The following is a 15,762-nucleotide window of genomic DNA, read 5'->3' as shown; positions in this document are numbered from 1 at the left end:
AACCGGGTTGGTGACTGACCGATGGTCGACGAACAGAAACTGCTCGACTATCTGAAACGGTCGGGAAACGAGCTGAAGCAGGTGCGCCGCCGGCTGCGCGAGGTGGAGTCCGCGAGTCAGGAACCCATCGCGATCATCGCGATGAGCTGCCGCTATCCGGGTGGTGTCAATACCCCTGAAGAACTGTGGCGGCTGGTCGCCGACGGAGTCGATGCCATTTCCGAGGTGCCGGCGGGACGTGGCTGGGAGCTGCCCGAACCGGTGTACGGCGGATTCCTCGACCACCCGGCGGAATTCGACAACGCGTTTTTCGGGATCTCGCCGCGAGATGCGCTGGCGATGGACCCCCAGGAGCGGCTTCTGCTGGAGGCCGCGTGGGAGGCCCTGGAGCGCGCGGGTATCCGGCCGGGAAGCTCGGCCGGTGCCGAAATCGGTGTTTTCGTCGGTTCCAATGGCCAGGACTACTGGGATCTGCTCGCTCACCGGGCCGAAATGTCGGGCGGCGCCGGCGCGGCCGCGGCCATCATCTCGGGCCGGCTGTCCTACACTTTCGGCTGGCAGGGTCCTTCGCTGTCGATCGACACAGCCTGCTCCTCCTCCCTCGTCGCCACCCACCTCGCGATGCAGTCCCTGCGGTCAGGCGAGTCGTCCCTCGCGCTCGCCGGTGGAGTCACCGTGATGGCGACCCCCCGTCTGTTCGTCGAGTTCGCCCGGCAAAACGCCCTGTCACCCGACGGCCGTTGCCGGGCCTTCGGTGACGGGGCGAACGGCACCGGCTGGGCGGAAGGCGTCGGGGTGTTGCTGCTGGAGCGCCTTTCCGACGCCCACCGCAACGGGCACGAAGTCCTTGCCGTGCTCCGCGGATCCGCCGTCAACTCCGACGGTGCGTCCCACGGGTTCTCCGCACCGAACGGTCCGTCCCAGCAACGGGTGATCCGGCGAGCGCTGGCGAACTCGTCGCTGACGCCGGCCGACATCGACCTGGTCGAAGCCCACGGCACCGGCACCGTGCTCGGCGATCCCATCGAGGCCCAGGCGTTGCTGGCCACCTACGGGCAGGAACGCGCCGGCGGCAGGCCCCTTTATCTCGGGTCGCTCAAGTCGAACATCGGGCACACTCAGGCGGCGGCCGGTGTCGGCGGGATCATCAAGGTCGTCCAAGCCATCCGGCATGGCGTGCTTCCCGCCACCCTGCACGCCGGGAAACCGTCGTCCCATGTGGACTGGTCCTCCGGTGCCGTGTCCTTGCTGACCGGGCAACGGCCGTGGCCCGGGAAGGAGAGCCCCCGCCGCGCCGCTGTGTCGTCCTTCGGCGTCAGTGGCACCAACGCGCATCTCATCGTCGAGCAGGCACCCGCCTCCGGGGTGCCGGCCGGTGAAGCGGGTGAAACCGGCGCAACCACTGCCGTCCCCCTTGTCCTGTCCGCCAAAACACCAGCCGCCCTGCGCGAAAGTGCGGCTCGGCTGGTCGAAGTGCTCGCCGTGGCCGAGCCCGTCGATGTCGCGTATTCACTGGCGACGACCCGGGAGTCCTTCGAATACCGGGCGGCCGTCACGACGAAGGACCGTGGGGATTTCGTGGCCGCGCTGCGAGCGCTGGCCGGGGACGACGAGCACGCGGGGCTCACCCGTGGCCGCGCCCGTGAAGCCAGAACGGCGTTCCTGTTTCCCGGACAAGGCGCTCAACGCGCCGGGATGGGCAGCGGACTCGCCGCCCGGTATCCCGTCTTCGCCCAGGCGTACGACCAGGTGCTTGATCAATTCGGGCCTCCGTTGCGTGACGCGATCGGGGATCAGGCCCGGCTGGACCAGACGGTGTATACCCAGCCGGCGATGTTCGCGGTCGAAGTGGCGCTGTTCCGGCTGCTGGAGTCCTGGGGCGTACGACCCCGGTACCTCGCGGGCCACTCCAACGGCGAGTTCGCCGTCGCTCATGTGGCCGGCATCCTCACCCTGCCCGACGCGTGTCGTCTGGTGGCCGCCCGCGCGCGGCTGATGCAGGCGCTGCCGGCAGGCGGCGCGATGGTCGCCGTCAGCGTCGGCGAGGACGAGATGTCGTCATATCTCGATGGCGAGGGAGCTGTGGCGGTGGCTGCCGTGAACGGCCCCAGCGCCGTGGTGGTGGCTGGTGACGAGAACGCGGTAACCGAGTTGGCACAACGGTTCGCGGCCAAGGGCAGGCGGACCAAGCGACTCGCGGTGAGCCACGCTTTCCATTCCCCGCTCATGGACCCGATGCTCGACGAATTCCGCACGGTCGCGGAAAGCGTGCGATACGGCGACGCGTCTCTCCCGATCGTGTCCACGGTGACCGGCGGCACCGTCGGTCACGACATGGCCAGTGCGGATTACTGGGTGGAGCACGTCCGCCGCACCGTACGCTTCGCCGACGCGGTGGCGGAACTGGCGCGCCACGGCGCGGATACCTTCGTGGAGGTCGGACCCGGGGGCGCGCTCGTCGCGATGGCCAGGGAAATCGTGCCGGATGCGGTGGGCGTCGCCACCATGCGGAGCGGTCGTGGTGAAGAAGCGGAGTTGGCCGCCGGGCTCGCCGAAGCCCACGTCCACGGTGTCGGCATCGACTGGGACCGGTTCTTCGGCACGGCCAGGGCACGCAGAGTCGACTTGCCCACGTATCCCTTTCAGCACGAATCATTCTGGCCAAGGGTCGCGGCGGTGGCGCCCGCCGAGGACGAACATCCGCTACTGGGCACCATCGTGGAACTGGCCGACTCCGCCGAGGTGTTGTTCAACGGGACGCTTTCCCCCCGGAGACAGCCTTGGCTGGCCGACCACCGCGTAGGTGACCGGATCGTCGTGCCTGGCACCGCGTTGCTGGAGATGTCGCTGTGCGCGGCTGACCATGTGGGGCTCGGCGGTGTCTCCGAACTGATCCTGCACGAGCCCTTGGTGCTTTCCCCCAAGGGGGAAGTCACCGTGCAACTGAAGGTCGCCGAGCCGGCCGCGGACGGCACCCGCCGACTGAACGTCCACGCGCGCTCCGTCGACTCGCCCGATGAGCCGTGGGCGCATCACGCCAGCGGGAAACTGTGCGCGGCCGAGCCGGACGGATCGGGTGTTTCCTGGGCACGGGAGTGGCCTCCGGACGGAGCACGTCACGTCGACCTCACCGGCGCGTATGACCCGGCGACCGATGGCTTGTCCTACGGGCCGGCCTTCCAGGGCCTGAAGGCGGTGTGGCAGTGCGACGGCGATGTCTTCGCGGAGGTGGTCCTGCCCCAGGCCGAACGCGCGGACGTCGATGCGTTCGCCATCCACCCCGCGCTTCTGGACGCCGCGCTCCACGCCACGGCGTACGCGGGACTCGACGACGTGCCCGTGCCGATGCCGTTCGCCTGGAGTGGCGTGTCGGCCGGTGCGCGCGGAGTCTTCACGGCGCGGGCCCGGCTGAGCCGGCTGTCTTCGGACACCGTTTCCCTCGAACTGATCGATCCAGCGGGAGAACATGTCCTCTCCGCCAGTTCACTGACCCTGCGCGCGGCAACGATCGATCATTCCGTTCGGCCCGCCGTTGACAACGCGCTGTTCCGGCTCGCGTGGATGGACACGGACGGGGACCACAAGCCGGAGCCGTCGGACGGTTGGCTCGTGGTCGACGACTTGTCGCGGATACCGGCGGCGGTACCGGATGTGGTGATCGTTCCGCTGCGCGGGACCCGACAGCGCAGTACGCCCGAAGAGGCGCACGCACTGGTCGCCCGCGGCCTCGGACTGGTCAGCGAGTGGCTTTCCGGCGAACGTTTCGCGAAAGCCAGGCTCGTGGTGGTGACGCACTGGGCGGTCTGCCCGGAGCCCGGTGGTCCCCCGATCGACCTGGCAGCCGCTTCGGTGTGGGGCTTCGTGCGTTCGGCGCAGGCGGAAAATCCCGGCCGGTTCGTCCTGGTCGACCTGGACACCGACGCGGTGACCGCCGACGCGGTGGCCGCCGCCGTTTCCGCCGGCGAACCTCAGGTCGCGGTTCGCCAGGGTGGCATCCGGGTGGCCCGGCTGAACAGGATCCGTGCCGGGGAAGGGCTCGAACCGCCCGTCGGCGACGTCCCCTGGCGCCTCGAAGTCGGCAACGGCACGCTGGACGAACTCGTACTCGCGCCTGCCCCCGGCACCCCCCTGGCGCCCGGTCAGGTGCGGATCGACGTGCGGGCGGTCGGTCTCAATTTTCGCGACGTACTCACCGCATTGGGCATGTATCCCGGCGCCACGGCCGGCCCCGTCGGAGCGGAGGCCGCGGGTGTGGTGGCCGAAGTCGGCCCCGGGGTCACCCGCTTCGTCGTGGGTCAAAAGGTCATGGGGCTTTTTCCCGGTGGCGCGGGGCAAAGCGCCGTGACCGATCACCGGATGCTGTCGGCTTTTCCGGCGCCATGGTCATTCCAGCAGGCAGCGTCCGTACCGGTGGCCTACCTGACGGCGTACCACGGCCTGGTGGATCTCGCTGCCCTGGGGACCGGCGAGCGGGTGCTCGTGCACGCGGGCGCGGGGGGAGTCGGGACAGCCGCGATCCGCCTTGCGAGGCACCTCGGAGCCGAAGTCTTCGCGACCGCGAGCCCCGCCAAATGGCCCGCGGTCCGCGCGCTCGGGGTCGCCGGCGATCACATCGCTTCATCACGTTCGCTGGAATTCGAGCGGTCATTCCGTTCGCTCTCCGCCGGGCGCGGAATAGACGTCGTCCTCAACGCACTTGATGGCGCGTTCATCGACGCGTCGATGAGATTGCTGTCCTCCGGCGGCCGGTTCGTCGAAATGGGGAAGACCGACATCCGGCGGCCCGAAGACCATCCCCGTATCGCTTACCGGGCGTTCGACCTGTTCGAGGTCGGCCCGGACCGGATCGGCGAAATGTTCGCGACGCTCTCGGAGTTGTTCGCGGACGGCACTCTCGCGCCCTTGCCCATCACGACGTGGGACATCCGGTCCGCGCGGGACGCGTTCCGCTTCGTCAGCCAGGCCAGGCACGTGGGTAAGGTCGTGCTGACGCTCCCACGCCCGCTCGCACCTCAGGGCACGGTGCTGATCACCGGCGGTACGGGTGGCCTGGGCCGGGCCGTCGCCCGCCACCTGGTCCACCGCCACGGTGTCCGGCATCTACTCCTCGCGAGCCGGCACGGTGGCGCGGAGGGACTGGCCGGGGAACTCGCGGCGCACGGGGCGTCCGTGCGCGTGGTCGCGTGTGATGTCTCGAACCGTGACGAGGTGGCTGAACTGCTCCGGCTCGTGCCGGCCGGGCATCCGCTCACGGCGGTCGTGCACGCGGCCGGAATCGTCGACGACGGCGTGATAGGCGCGTTGACCGGCGATCGCCTCGGAAAGGTCCTGCGACCGAAGGTCGCCGCGGCCTGGCACCTGCACGAACTGACCAGCCGGCTGGACCTCTCGGCCTTCGTGCTGTTCTCCTCCGTGACCGGCACTGTGGGTTCGCCGGGGCAGGCCGGCTACGCGTCGGCGAACGCGTTTCTCGATGCGCTGGCGGAACATCGCCGCACGCTCGGATTGCCCGCCACCGCGCTTGCCTGGGGCCCGTGGGCGGCGGACTCGGCCGACGGCGGCATGATCGGCAACCTCGGCGAGACCGACCTGCGGCGTATGACCCGTTCGGGCGTGGTTCCCATGCCTCCGGCCAACGCACTGGCCTGCTTCGACCGCGCCGTCAGCGGTCACCATCCGACGGTCGTCGCCACCGAGTTCGATCTCTCCACGCTGCGTGCGCGGGACGACCTCCCGCCCGTGTTCGATCATCTGGTGGCCCGGCGCGCGCCCGTGGCGCCCGCGTCGGTGGCCGGTGGACCGCGCGCCGGGCAGACGACGCTGGACATGGTGCGCGTCCACGCCGCACTCGTCCTCGGTTACGCGTCGCCCGGCGCGGTCCAGCCCGAGCAGACGTTCCACGAGGCGGGCTTCGACTCGCTCTCAGCGGTGGAACTGCGCAATCGCCTGGAAAGGGCGACCGGAGTAGCTCTGTCCGCCACGGCCGTCTTCGACTATCCGACCCCGGCCGCGCTCGCCGCTTTCCTGGACCGGGAACTGGCCGCGTTCCACACCGCCGCCGAGCCGGAGACCGGACGCGAAACCCTGGCCGTCGGCGATCCGGTGGACGACGACCCGGTCGTCGTCGTGGGCATGGCCTGCCGTTACCCCGGCGGTGTCACCAGCCCGGAAGACCTGTGGCGGCTCGTCGCGGACGGCCAAGAGGGCATCACGTCCTTCCCCGGCAACCGTGGCTGGGACATCGCCGGTGTCCACGACCCGGACCGGGTCCGGCCCGCGACCACCTACACCGACCGCGGCGGATTCATCGACACGGCCACCGACTTCGACGCCGCGTTCTTCGGCATCTCGCCCCGTGAAGCCCTGGGCATGGACCCGCAGCAACGGCTGTTGTTGGAGACGGCCTGGGAGGGTTTCGAACGGGCGGGCATCGACCCGTTGTCGTTGCGTGGCAGCCGCACGGGTGTGTTCGCCGGGCTCATCTACCACGACTATCCCGCACTCGGCGGGTTTCCCCAGGCTGCCGCGGACTATCTCGGTACCGGTAGCGCAGGCAGCGTCGCGACCGGCAGGGTGTCGTACCTGCTCGGCCTGGAAGGGCCTGCTGTCACGGTCGACACGGCGTGTTCGTCCTCGCTCGTAGCCATCCACCTCGCGGCGCAGTCGCTGCGTGCGGGGGAGTGCGAACTGGCGCTCGCGGGCGGAGCCACCGTGCTGAGCACGCCCGGTGCTTTCGTCGAGTTTTCGCGGCAGGGTGTGCTTTCCGTCGATGGTCGCTGCCGTTCGTTCGCCGATGACGCCGCGGGTTCGGTATGGAGCGAAGGTGCCGGAGTCGTGGTGTTGGAGAGGTTGTCCGACGCGCGGCGCAACGGCCACGAGGTACTGGCGGTGCTGCGTGGTTCCGCGGTCAACTCCGATGGCGCGTCGAACGGCTTGACCGCTCCGAACGGGCCTTCGCAGCAACGCGTGATCCGCCAAGCGCTCGGGTTCGCCGGGTTGTCGCCCGTCGACGTCGACGCCGTGGAGGCACACGGGACCGCGACCGAATTGGGAGACCCTATCGAGGCCCACGCGCTCATCGCGACCTACGGGCAGAATCGCGAGGCCGGGCGGCCGCTCTGGCTCGGGTCCGTGAAGTCCAACATCGGCCATACCCAGGCCGCCGCGGGAGTGGCCGGCGTCATCAAGATGGTGATGGCGATGCGGCATCAGACGCTGCCGAAGACCTTGCACGTGACTACGCCATCGGCGAAGGTCGACTGGGCGGCGGGTGCGGTGGAGGTGCTGACCGAGCGGAGGCCGTGGCCACAACCGGGACGCCCCCGGCGCGCGGCGGTCTCGTCCTTCGGCATCAGCGGCACCAACGCCCATCTCGTGCTGGAGGAGCCTGACTGGTCACCGGGACCGGGGCTGCGCGGGGCTGGTGCGAGCGTTCCGCCGCTGCTGCTGTCCGCGAAGTCCCCCGAAGCGCTCAACGGCCAGGCGGCCGCACTTTTGTCCTATTTGGACGGACACGCTGGAGCGGTGCTCGCGGACATCGGCTACACACTTCATACCGCGCGTTCGTTGTTCGCTCACCGCGCCGTGGTGCTCGGTGACGACCAGGACGAACTACGGAAGTCCTTGGCGGCGTTCGCCGCGGGCGATCCGGCTTCGCCGGTCGTGCTGGGGGTCGCGGAGTCCGTGGGGCCGCGCTGCGTGTTCGTGTTTCCCGGTCAGGGCGCGCAATGGACCGGTATGGCGCGCGAACTGATGGGCTCGTCACCGGCGTTCGCGGCTCGGTTACGAGAATGCGCGGCGGCTTTGGAACCCTACGTGGACTGGTCACCGCTGGACCTCTTGAGTGACGGTGAGGAACTGGACCGGGTCGAGGTGGTGCAACCGGCCTCGTGGGCCGTGATGGTCGCCTTGGCCGAGCTCTGGCGATCGTGGGACGTCCGGCCCACCGCTGTCCTCGGGCACTCCCAGGGGGAGATCGCCGCCGCCGTCGTGGCCGGCGGACTGTCGCTTGAGGACGGTGCGCGCGTGGTAGCGGCGCGCAGCAGGCTGATCGCCGAAAAGCTGGCCGGGACCGGCGGGATGGCGTCAATCACGGCGCCGCGGGACGTGGTCGAAAACCTTGTCGCCAGGTGCCGCGAGCGGGTCTGCGTCGCCGCGGAGAACGGGCCCGGCTCAGTGGTGGTGTCCGGGGCGATCAGCGCGATCGAAGAGTTCACCGCTCTGGGACGCACCGCCGGGGTTGATGTCCGTAAGGTAGCCGTCGATTACGCGTCGCACTCGCCGGACATCGAGGTCATCAGCGAGGAGTTGTCGTCCGCGCTGGCGGACGTTCGTGCGGCGGAAAGCGACATTCTCTTCGTTTCTTCGGTCACCGGGGAAATCATGGACACTGCCCGTGCCGACGGGCGGTACTGGCTCAGAAACCTGCGTGACACGGTGCGTTTCAGGCAAGCGACCCATGTGGCGCTGGCTGCCGGGCCCACCGTGTTCATCGAGGTCAGCCCACACCCGGTGCTGATGAGCGCGATCGAGGAAACAATCACCGAAGCCGGTGCTGTCGCGAGGGTTATCGGTACCCTGCGCCGCGGCGACGGCGGAAAAGACCGTTTTCTGCGGTCGCTTGCCGAAGCCCATGTGATGGGTGTGCCGGTCGACTGGGCGCCGCTGTACGCCGGTGGCCGTCTCGTGCCGCTGCCCACCTACGCCTTCCAGCGTGAACGATTCTGGCCGCGTGGCGCCGGCTTGCCCGGGATGTCCGCCGAGCGGCGACGGACCACCGGGCATGCCCTGATGGAAACGGTGGTGGAGCTACCGGACGACGGCGGATACGTGTTCACCGCCTTGATCCCCGCTCCGGCGCAGCCTGGGGGCGGCCGCGTCGATGCGGTCACCGACGTCGGTGACTTCGCGGATCCGGCGGCCGCGCCGATAGCCGCCTTGGTCGATCTCACCGCACACGCGGCCGAGACGGTGGGCGCGATCCGGGTGGACGCGCTCACCGTCGACCGGCCGCTTACGGTGCCCGAGGGCGGTATTCGCCTGCAACTGGTCGTCGACGCGGAAGCGGCGGGGCAACGGCGCTTCACCGTGTGGTCGCGACCGGCCGGAGTGACCGGGGACGGGAATGCCCCTTGGGATCGTTACGGCACAGGCATTCTTGGTTCGTCGTCTGATGTGGACACCGCGTTCGGAGCGGAAGTCCTTCCTGGACCTGATGCCGAGCTACTCGATGTCTCGCTATATCCCGGTCTGAGCGCACTGTGGCGTGACAGCGAGAGCCTGATCGCCGAAACGAGCCTTCCGTGGGACGCCGACACCGACGGATTCGGCCTGCACCCCCACCTGCTGGCCGCGGCTCTCGCCCCGGCGTCCACGTTGCTCGCGGGCGAATCCATGCGCTATCCGCTCGTCTGGCGGGACGTCACGATCCATGCCCGCGGTGCCGATGCCGTCCGGATCCGATTGACCGCCCTGGACCACGAAACCGTCGAACTGGTGGTGACCGACCTCAGCGGTGCGCCGGTGGCGTCGGCACGGTTGTCGGGTTTCCGCGAGATCACGGGGGACCAGCCGACCTCGCGGCCCGGCCGCCTGTATCACCTGCGCTGGGACGAAGTGAGCCCCGTTGGTGGCCCGCGCGGTGATGCCTGGTTCACCGTGACACGAGGTGATTTCGAGTTCGGCGACGCCATTCCGGGCGTCGTCGTCCTCGACCTGCGGGACCAGACCGCCCGCGGTACCGCGGCGGACGTGCCCGGTGCGGTGCACGCCGGCGCGGAGCAGGCGTTGGGTCTGCTTCGGCATTGGGTGTCCGACGCACGGTTCGACACCGCGCAACTCGTGGTGGTCGTCGGCGGGGGCTTCACGGGAGCCGCGGTGTCCGGCCTCGTGCGGTCGGCGCAGGCGGAACACCCCGGCCGGATCGTGCTGGTGGAGGACGGCACCCGGGAGCTCGCCTCGGCGACCTTGGCTACCGCACTGGAATCCGGCGAGCCCGTATTGCGCCTGCGCGAGGGCAAGGTGCGGGCGGCACGACTGGCCGGGTTACCGGCTCCCGCACCGGCGGACCTGAACTGGGATCGGGAAGGCACGGTGCTGGTCACCGGGGGAACGAGCGGTATCGGTCGCGAGGTCGCGCGGCACCTCGTCAGCGTGCACGGCATGCGTCATCTCACGCTGGTCAGCCGCCGTGGCCCGGCCGCGGAGGGCGTAGCGGAACTCGTGGCCGAGTTGTCCGGACAAGGAGCGGAGGTCCGGATCCGGGCCTGCGACATCTCCCGGCGTGAAGAGGTCACGGCCCTGCTGGCCGATATGCCCGCGGAGCAACCGCTCACGGCTGTCGTACACGCCGCGGGCATACACCGTGGCGGGGTCGTCGCGAGTCTCCCCGACGATCGGTTGCACGGCGTGCTGGATCCGAAGGTCGACGGAGCATGGCATCTCCACGAATTGACCCGTGAGCTTCCCTTACGGGGTTTCGTCGTCTTTTCGTCGTTTTCCGGTATCAGTGGTGCCGCTGGACAGGCCAACTATGCCGCCGCGAACGCCTTCCTCGACGAACTCGTCCGGCACCGTGTGGAGCAGGGCCTCCCGGGCACAGCGCTGGCCTGGGGGCTGTGGACCCGCGAACTCGGTTTCACCAGTCGCCTTGACCAGACGGATTTGACCAGAATGCTGCGCTCCGGCGTCGCGTACCTGAGTGTCGAGCGGGGACTGGCGCTCTTCGACGCGGGTCTGGGGGCGGAGAAGCCCGTCGTGATCGCGATGGCGCTGGACCGTGCCATGGTGTCCAGGGACGAAGTGCCCCGGCTGTTGCGCGGGGTGGTCCCTTCCGCGCCACGCCCGCGGAACTCCGGCGGAGGGTCGGCGGCGTATCTCGCGCACCGGCTGGCTCCGCTGCCCACCGCCGAACGCGAGCGGGTCGTGCTGGATCTGGTTCGTTCGGTCTCCGCGGCGGCGCTGGGACACAGCGAGGGGACCGTGATTCCGGCCGAGAGCGCCTTCCGCGAACTCGGGGTCGATTCGCTGGCCGCGGTCGACCTCCGGAACCGCCTCGCGACCGCCACCGGACTGCGGCTTCCGGCCACGGTGGTGTTCGACCACCCGAACCCGGCCAGGCTCGCCCGGCACGTGCTGGAGCGGATGCACGGTGCGAAAGGAGAAATCACCGCTCTCCGGAGACGACCGGCGGCACCGGTTCGAGAGCCGATCGCGATCGTCGGAATGGCCTGCCGGTTCCCCGGTGGGGTGTCTTCGCCGGAGGACCTGTGGCGGTTGCTGGTCCGAGGTGAGGACGCGATCACCGCCTTTCCCGGCGACCGGGGCTGGAACCTGGAACACTTGTACGACCCGTCGCGGGAACGACCCGGGACGACGTATGCGGCGCGGGGTGGATTCCTGCCTGACGCGGCGGAGTTCGACGCACAGTTCTTCGGTATCTCGCCCCGTGAGGCGCTGGCGATGGATCCGCAGCAACGGTTGCTGCTGGAGACGTCGTGGGAGGCGCTGGAATCGGCGGGAATGGATCCATCCTCGCTGACCGGCACCCAGACCGGTGTGTTCGTCGGGGGTTACCAGCAGGGCTACGCGACGCGTGCGGACGACGCGATCGACCTCGTACGGGGACACCTCCTGACGGGTAATACCTCGAGTGCGCTGTCCGGACGAATCTCCTACGTGCTCGGCTTGGAGGGGCCCGCCGTCACCGTTGACACGGCTTGTTCGTCCTCGCTGGTGGCCACCCACTGGGCTACCCGGGCGTTGCGCTCGGGTGAATGCGATCTGGCCATTTCGGGCGGGGTCACCGTGATGGCCCATCCGGACGTGTTCACGGAGTTCAGCAGGCAGCACAATCTGGCGGAAGACGGCAGGTGCAAGCCGTTCGCGGCCGCGGCGGACGGCACCGTTCTGTCCGAGGGCGCGGGAATCCTGGTCCTGGAGCGGCTGAGCGACGCTCGCCGCAACGGCCACGAGGTGCTCGCCGTGATTCTCGGTTCCGCGGTCAACTCCGACGGCGCCTCCAACGGACTGTCCGCACCCAACGGGCCTTCGCAACAACGGGTCCTTCGCCAGGCGCTGGACGACGCGGACCTGAATCCGCCCCAGATCGACGCGGTCGAGGCACATGGCACGGGAACGAAGCTGGGCGACCCGATCGAGGCTCAGGCGCTGTTGGCCACCTACGGATCCCGGCGAGAGGCCCCGCTGCTGGTGGGCGCCCTGAAATCGAACATCGGACACACGCAGGCGGCCGCCGGCATCGCGGGAGTGATCAAGATGGTCCTGGCCATGCGCCACGGACTTCTGCCCAAGACCCTGCACACCGATTCCCCCACCGCAGAGGTGGATTGGGAAACCGGCGCGGTGACCCTGTTGACCCAGAGCACCCCATGGCCGGAGACGGGGCGGCCGCGCAGGGCGGGCGTCTCCGCCTTCGGCATCAGCGGTACGAACGCGCATCTCGTGCTCGAACTGCCCCGAGACGTCGACGGCGGCGAGGTTTCACCGGGCCCGGAAGACGGCCCGGTGCCATGGCTGGTGTCGGCCGCGACACCCGGGGCGCTGCGCGCGCTGGCCGTCAGGCTGGCCACCGAAACCGATCCGCGGGCGTCAGCCGCGGACATCGGACTCGCACTGAGTACGACCCGTGCGCGGCTGCGCCATCGGGCCGCCATCGTCGCGGCCGACCGGGCGGCCTTCGTCGAAGCACTCCAGGCGTTGGGTGCCGGCGGCCGTGTGCCTGGCCTGGTCCAGGGTGTGACCGGCGCGCGCAGGCTCGCCGTGCAGTTCACCGGTCAGGGAGCCCAGCGCGTGGGTATGGGTCGTGAATTGCACAGCCGGTTCCCGGTTTTCGCCGAAGCGCTCGACTCCGTGCTCGACCATCTGGATACCGGGCAGTTCCCGTCGCCGCGTGACGTCTTTTTCGCGGAGTCAGGGACCCCTGAAGCGGAGTTGCTCCACCAGACCGGCTACGCGCAGCCGACGATCTTCGCGCTGGAGGTAGCGCTCTACCGCTTGGTGGAGGCCTGGGGTCTGCGCCCCGATTTTCTGATCGGACACTCCCTCGGCGAGATCGTGGCGGCGCATGTCTCGGGGGTATTCGACCTGCCCGAAGCCTGTCGGCTCGTCGCGGCGCGGGCACGGCTCATGCAGGAGCTCCCGGTTGCCGAGGGCGGTTCCGGTCTGATGGTGGCCGTCGAGGCGGCTGAAGCCGATATCCGCCCCCTGCTGGGCGATTCGGACGGGCGCGTATCCATCGCGGCGGTGAACGGGCCGACATCCGTGGTGCTTTCCGGAGACGAGGAGACGGTCCTCGACCTCGCGGACCGGTTTTCCCGGAAGGGCGTACGGGTGAAGCGGCTCACGGCCAGTCATGCGTTCCATTCGCCGCACATGGACCCGATGCTGGCGGCATTCGGCGACGAACTCGCCCGGCTGAACTTCCGGATCCCCGCCGTCCAGGTCGTCTCCACCCTGACCGGGCGTGAGGCCGCCGACGAGCTGACGTCGGCCGCGTACTGGGTTCGCCAGGTGCGTGACACGGTCCGATTCGCCGACGGTATGACACGATTGGCCGAACTCGGCGTCGATATGGTGCTGGAACTGGGGCCGGACCCGGTCCTGTCGGCGATGGCCCAGGAGACGGCGCCGGGACTCTCGTACACCGCCGCGATGCGGCGCGGCCGTCCCGAGACCGAAACGCTGCTGTCCGCGGTAGCTGAGCTTTTCGTGCGGGGCTTCGACCTTGATGGCGAAGCTCTATTCTCCCATACCGCCACCCGGAGAACCGTGTTGCCGACGTATCCGTTCCAGCGGGAGCGGTATTGGATCGGTACGGAGAACACATCCGTTCGTACGGAAGGGGCGGAACCGGCCGTCACGGATGGGCTCTGGCGGCTGGAGTGGGCCGAAGGGCAACGCGTGTCCGTTGCGCCCACCACAGATACTTCCGGCTGGGTGCCGGCCGGGTCGGCATTGCCGCCCGGTTCGCCGGACGTTGTCCTCCTGCCCGTCGCCGAATCCCCTACCGCCGGCCTGACCCCGGCCGACGCGGCACGGGAACTGACCGCGCGAACGCTCGCCCATATCCGGCAATGGCTGGGCGAAGACCGTTTCCTCGCCGCGAAACTTGTTTTCGTCACCCGGAACGCGGTTCGCGTCGCCGAAGAAGTGTCGCTTGCCCAGGCTGCCGTCTGGGGCCTGGTTCGCTCCGCGCAGGCGGAGAACCCTGGCCGGTTCGTCCTGGTCGACGTGGATTCGGAAATTTCGGTGGAGGCTGTCGCCGGTGCGGTGGCCACGGGCGCGCCCGAGTCCGCCGTCCGCGACGGACGCGTGCTGGTGCCGCGTCTGGTCCCGGTCGAAGAGCGGCGGCCCCTCACCGGGCCGGCCTGGGATCCCGAGGGCACGGTGCTGATCACGGGCGGTACCGGTGGCGTGGGACACGCGCTGGCGCGGCACCTGGTTGTCGATCGCGGCATGCGGCACCTCGTCCTGGTGAGCCGCCGCGGCGGAGCCGAAGAGCTGGTCGGTGAGCTGGCGGCGCACGGTGCCGGCGTGACCGTCGTCGCGTGTGACGTGGCCGATCGCTCGGCGCTGGCGCGGGTGGTGGATTCCATATCCCCGGCACATCCGTTGACGGCCGTCGTCCACGCGGCGGGCGTGCTGGACGACGGTGTGATCACGTCGCTGACGCCTGAACGGCTGGCCGGGGTGTTCGACGCGAAGGTGATCGGGGCATGGCACCTTCACGAATTGACCGAAAACGCCGACCTGGCCGCCTTCCTGGTGTTCTCGTCGGCGGCGGGACTGGTGGGTGCTCCGGGGCAGGCCGGTTACGCCGCGGCCAACACCTTCCTCGATGCCCTGGTGTGCTACCGGCAGAGCCTCGGCATGCCCGCTACGGCGCTGGCCTGGGGACCGTGGGCCGGCGACGGCATGGCCGGCAGGCTGACCGAGCCGGATCGCCGCAGGGCGGCGCTGGCCGGTTTCCTCCCGCTGCCGGCGGAGCGGGCGATGGATCTTTTCGATCGTGCCGTAACGGCGGACCAGGCGGTTGTGCTCCCGGCCCGCCTCGACCTGGCAGCGGTGCGGGCGCTCGGTACCGCCAGGCCGGCGTTGTTCGAAGCTCTGGTGCGAACCGGTCACCCGCATGACGTCGTGGGGACGACGGCCGGTAATGACAGCGATGCTCTGATACGGCGCCTTGCGGCTGTCTCGGAGGAAGACCGTCATCACGTACTGACCGACATCATCCGCGAAGAGGTCACCGCGGTTCTCGGTTTTCCCGGCACTGCCCACGTCGACGAGCAACGGCCGTTCACCGAACTCGGGTTCGATTCGCTGACCGCGGTGGAGTTGCGCAATCGCGTCCAGGCGATGGCGGGAATCCCGTTGCCCACCGCGGTGGTTTTCGATCACCCGACCGTCTCGCGTCTGGCCGGGTACCTCCTGACGTTGCTCCGGCCGGGTTCGCGGGCAGCGGACGACAGGCTTCTGGAAAGGCTCGAAGAATGGGAAAGCGATTTCACCGCGGCGGAGCACGACACCAGGCTCCGGGCGAGGCTGGCGACCAAACTTCACGCGATGCTCGCCCGGGTGGAGCAAACACCGTCCACCGGGGAGAAATCGCTCGGTGAGGGCGACCGTGCCGTCGGCTCCCTGTCCGACGACGACCTCTTTTCCCTCATCGACGAGCTTTGACACCGATTGCCGCCCCTCGCCTCGCAGTGCTTGCCTTGAAGGAGTTCCGTTCCAGTGTCCGAG

Annotated in this window: 1 protein-coding gene; it reads left to right on the top strand. The window is 69.3% G+C overall.

The window, feature by feature from the left end:
* Nucleotides 1-21 precede the first annotated feature (21 nt).
* A complete protein-coding gene (locus tag ACFSXZ_RS36315; RefSeq protein WP_449224302.1) occupies nucleotides 22-15,699 on the top strand; it encodes an SDR family NAD(P)-dependent oxidoreductase in 15,678 nt (5,225 codons plus the stop codon).
* Nucleotides 15,700-15,762: the final 63 nt, after the last annotated feature.

Origin of the sequence: Amycolatopsis pigmentata (assembly GCF_042684065.1) — a bacterium.
GTDB classification, from domain to species: Bacteria; Actinomycetota; Actinomycetes; order Mycobacteriales; family Pseudonocardiaceae; genus Amycolatopsis_E; species Amycolatopsis_E pigmentata.
Note: the sequence above shows the minus strand (reverse complement) of the source record. Positions and strands in the feature narration are given on the sequence as shown.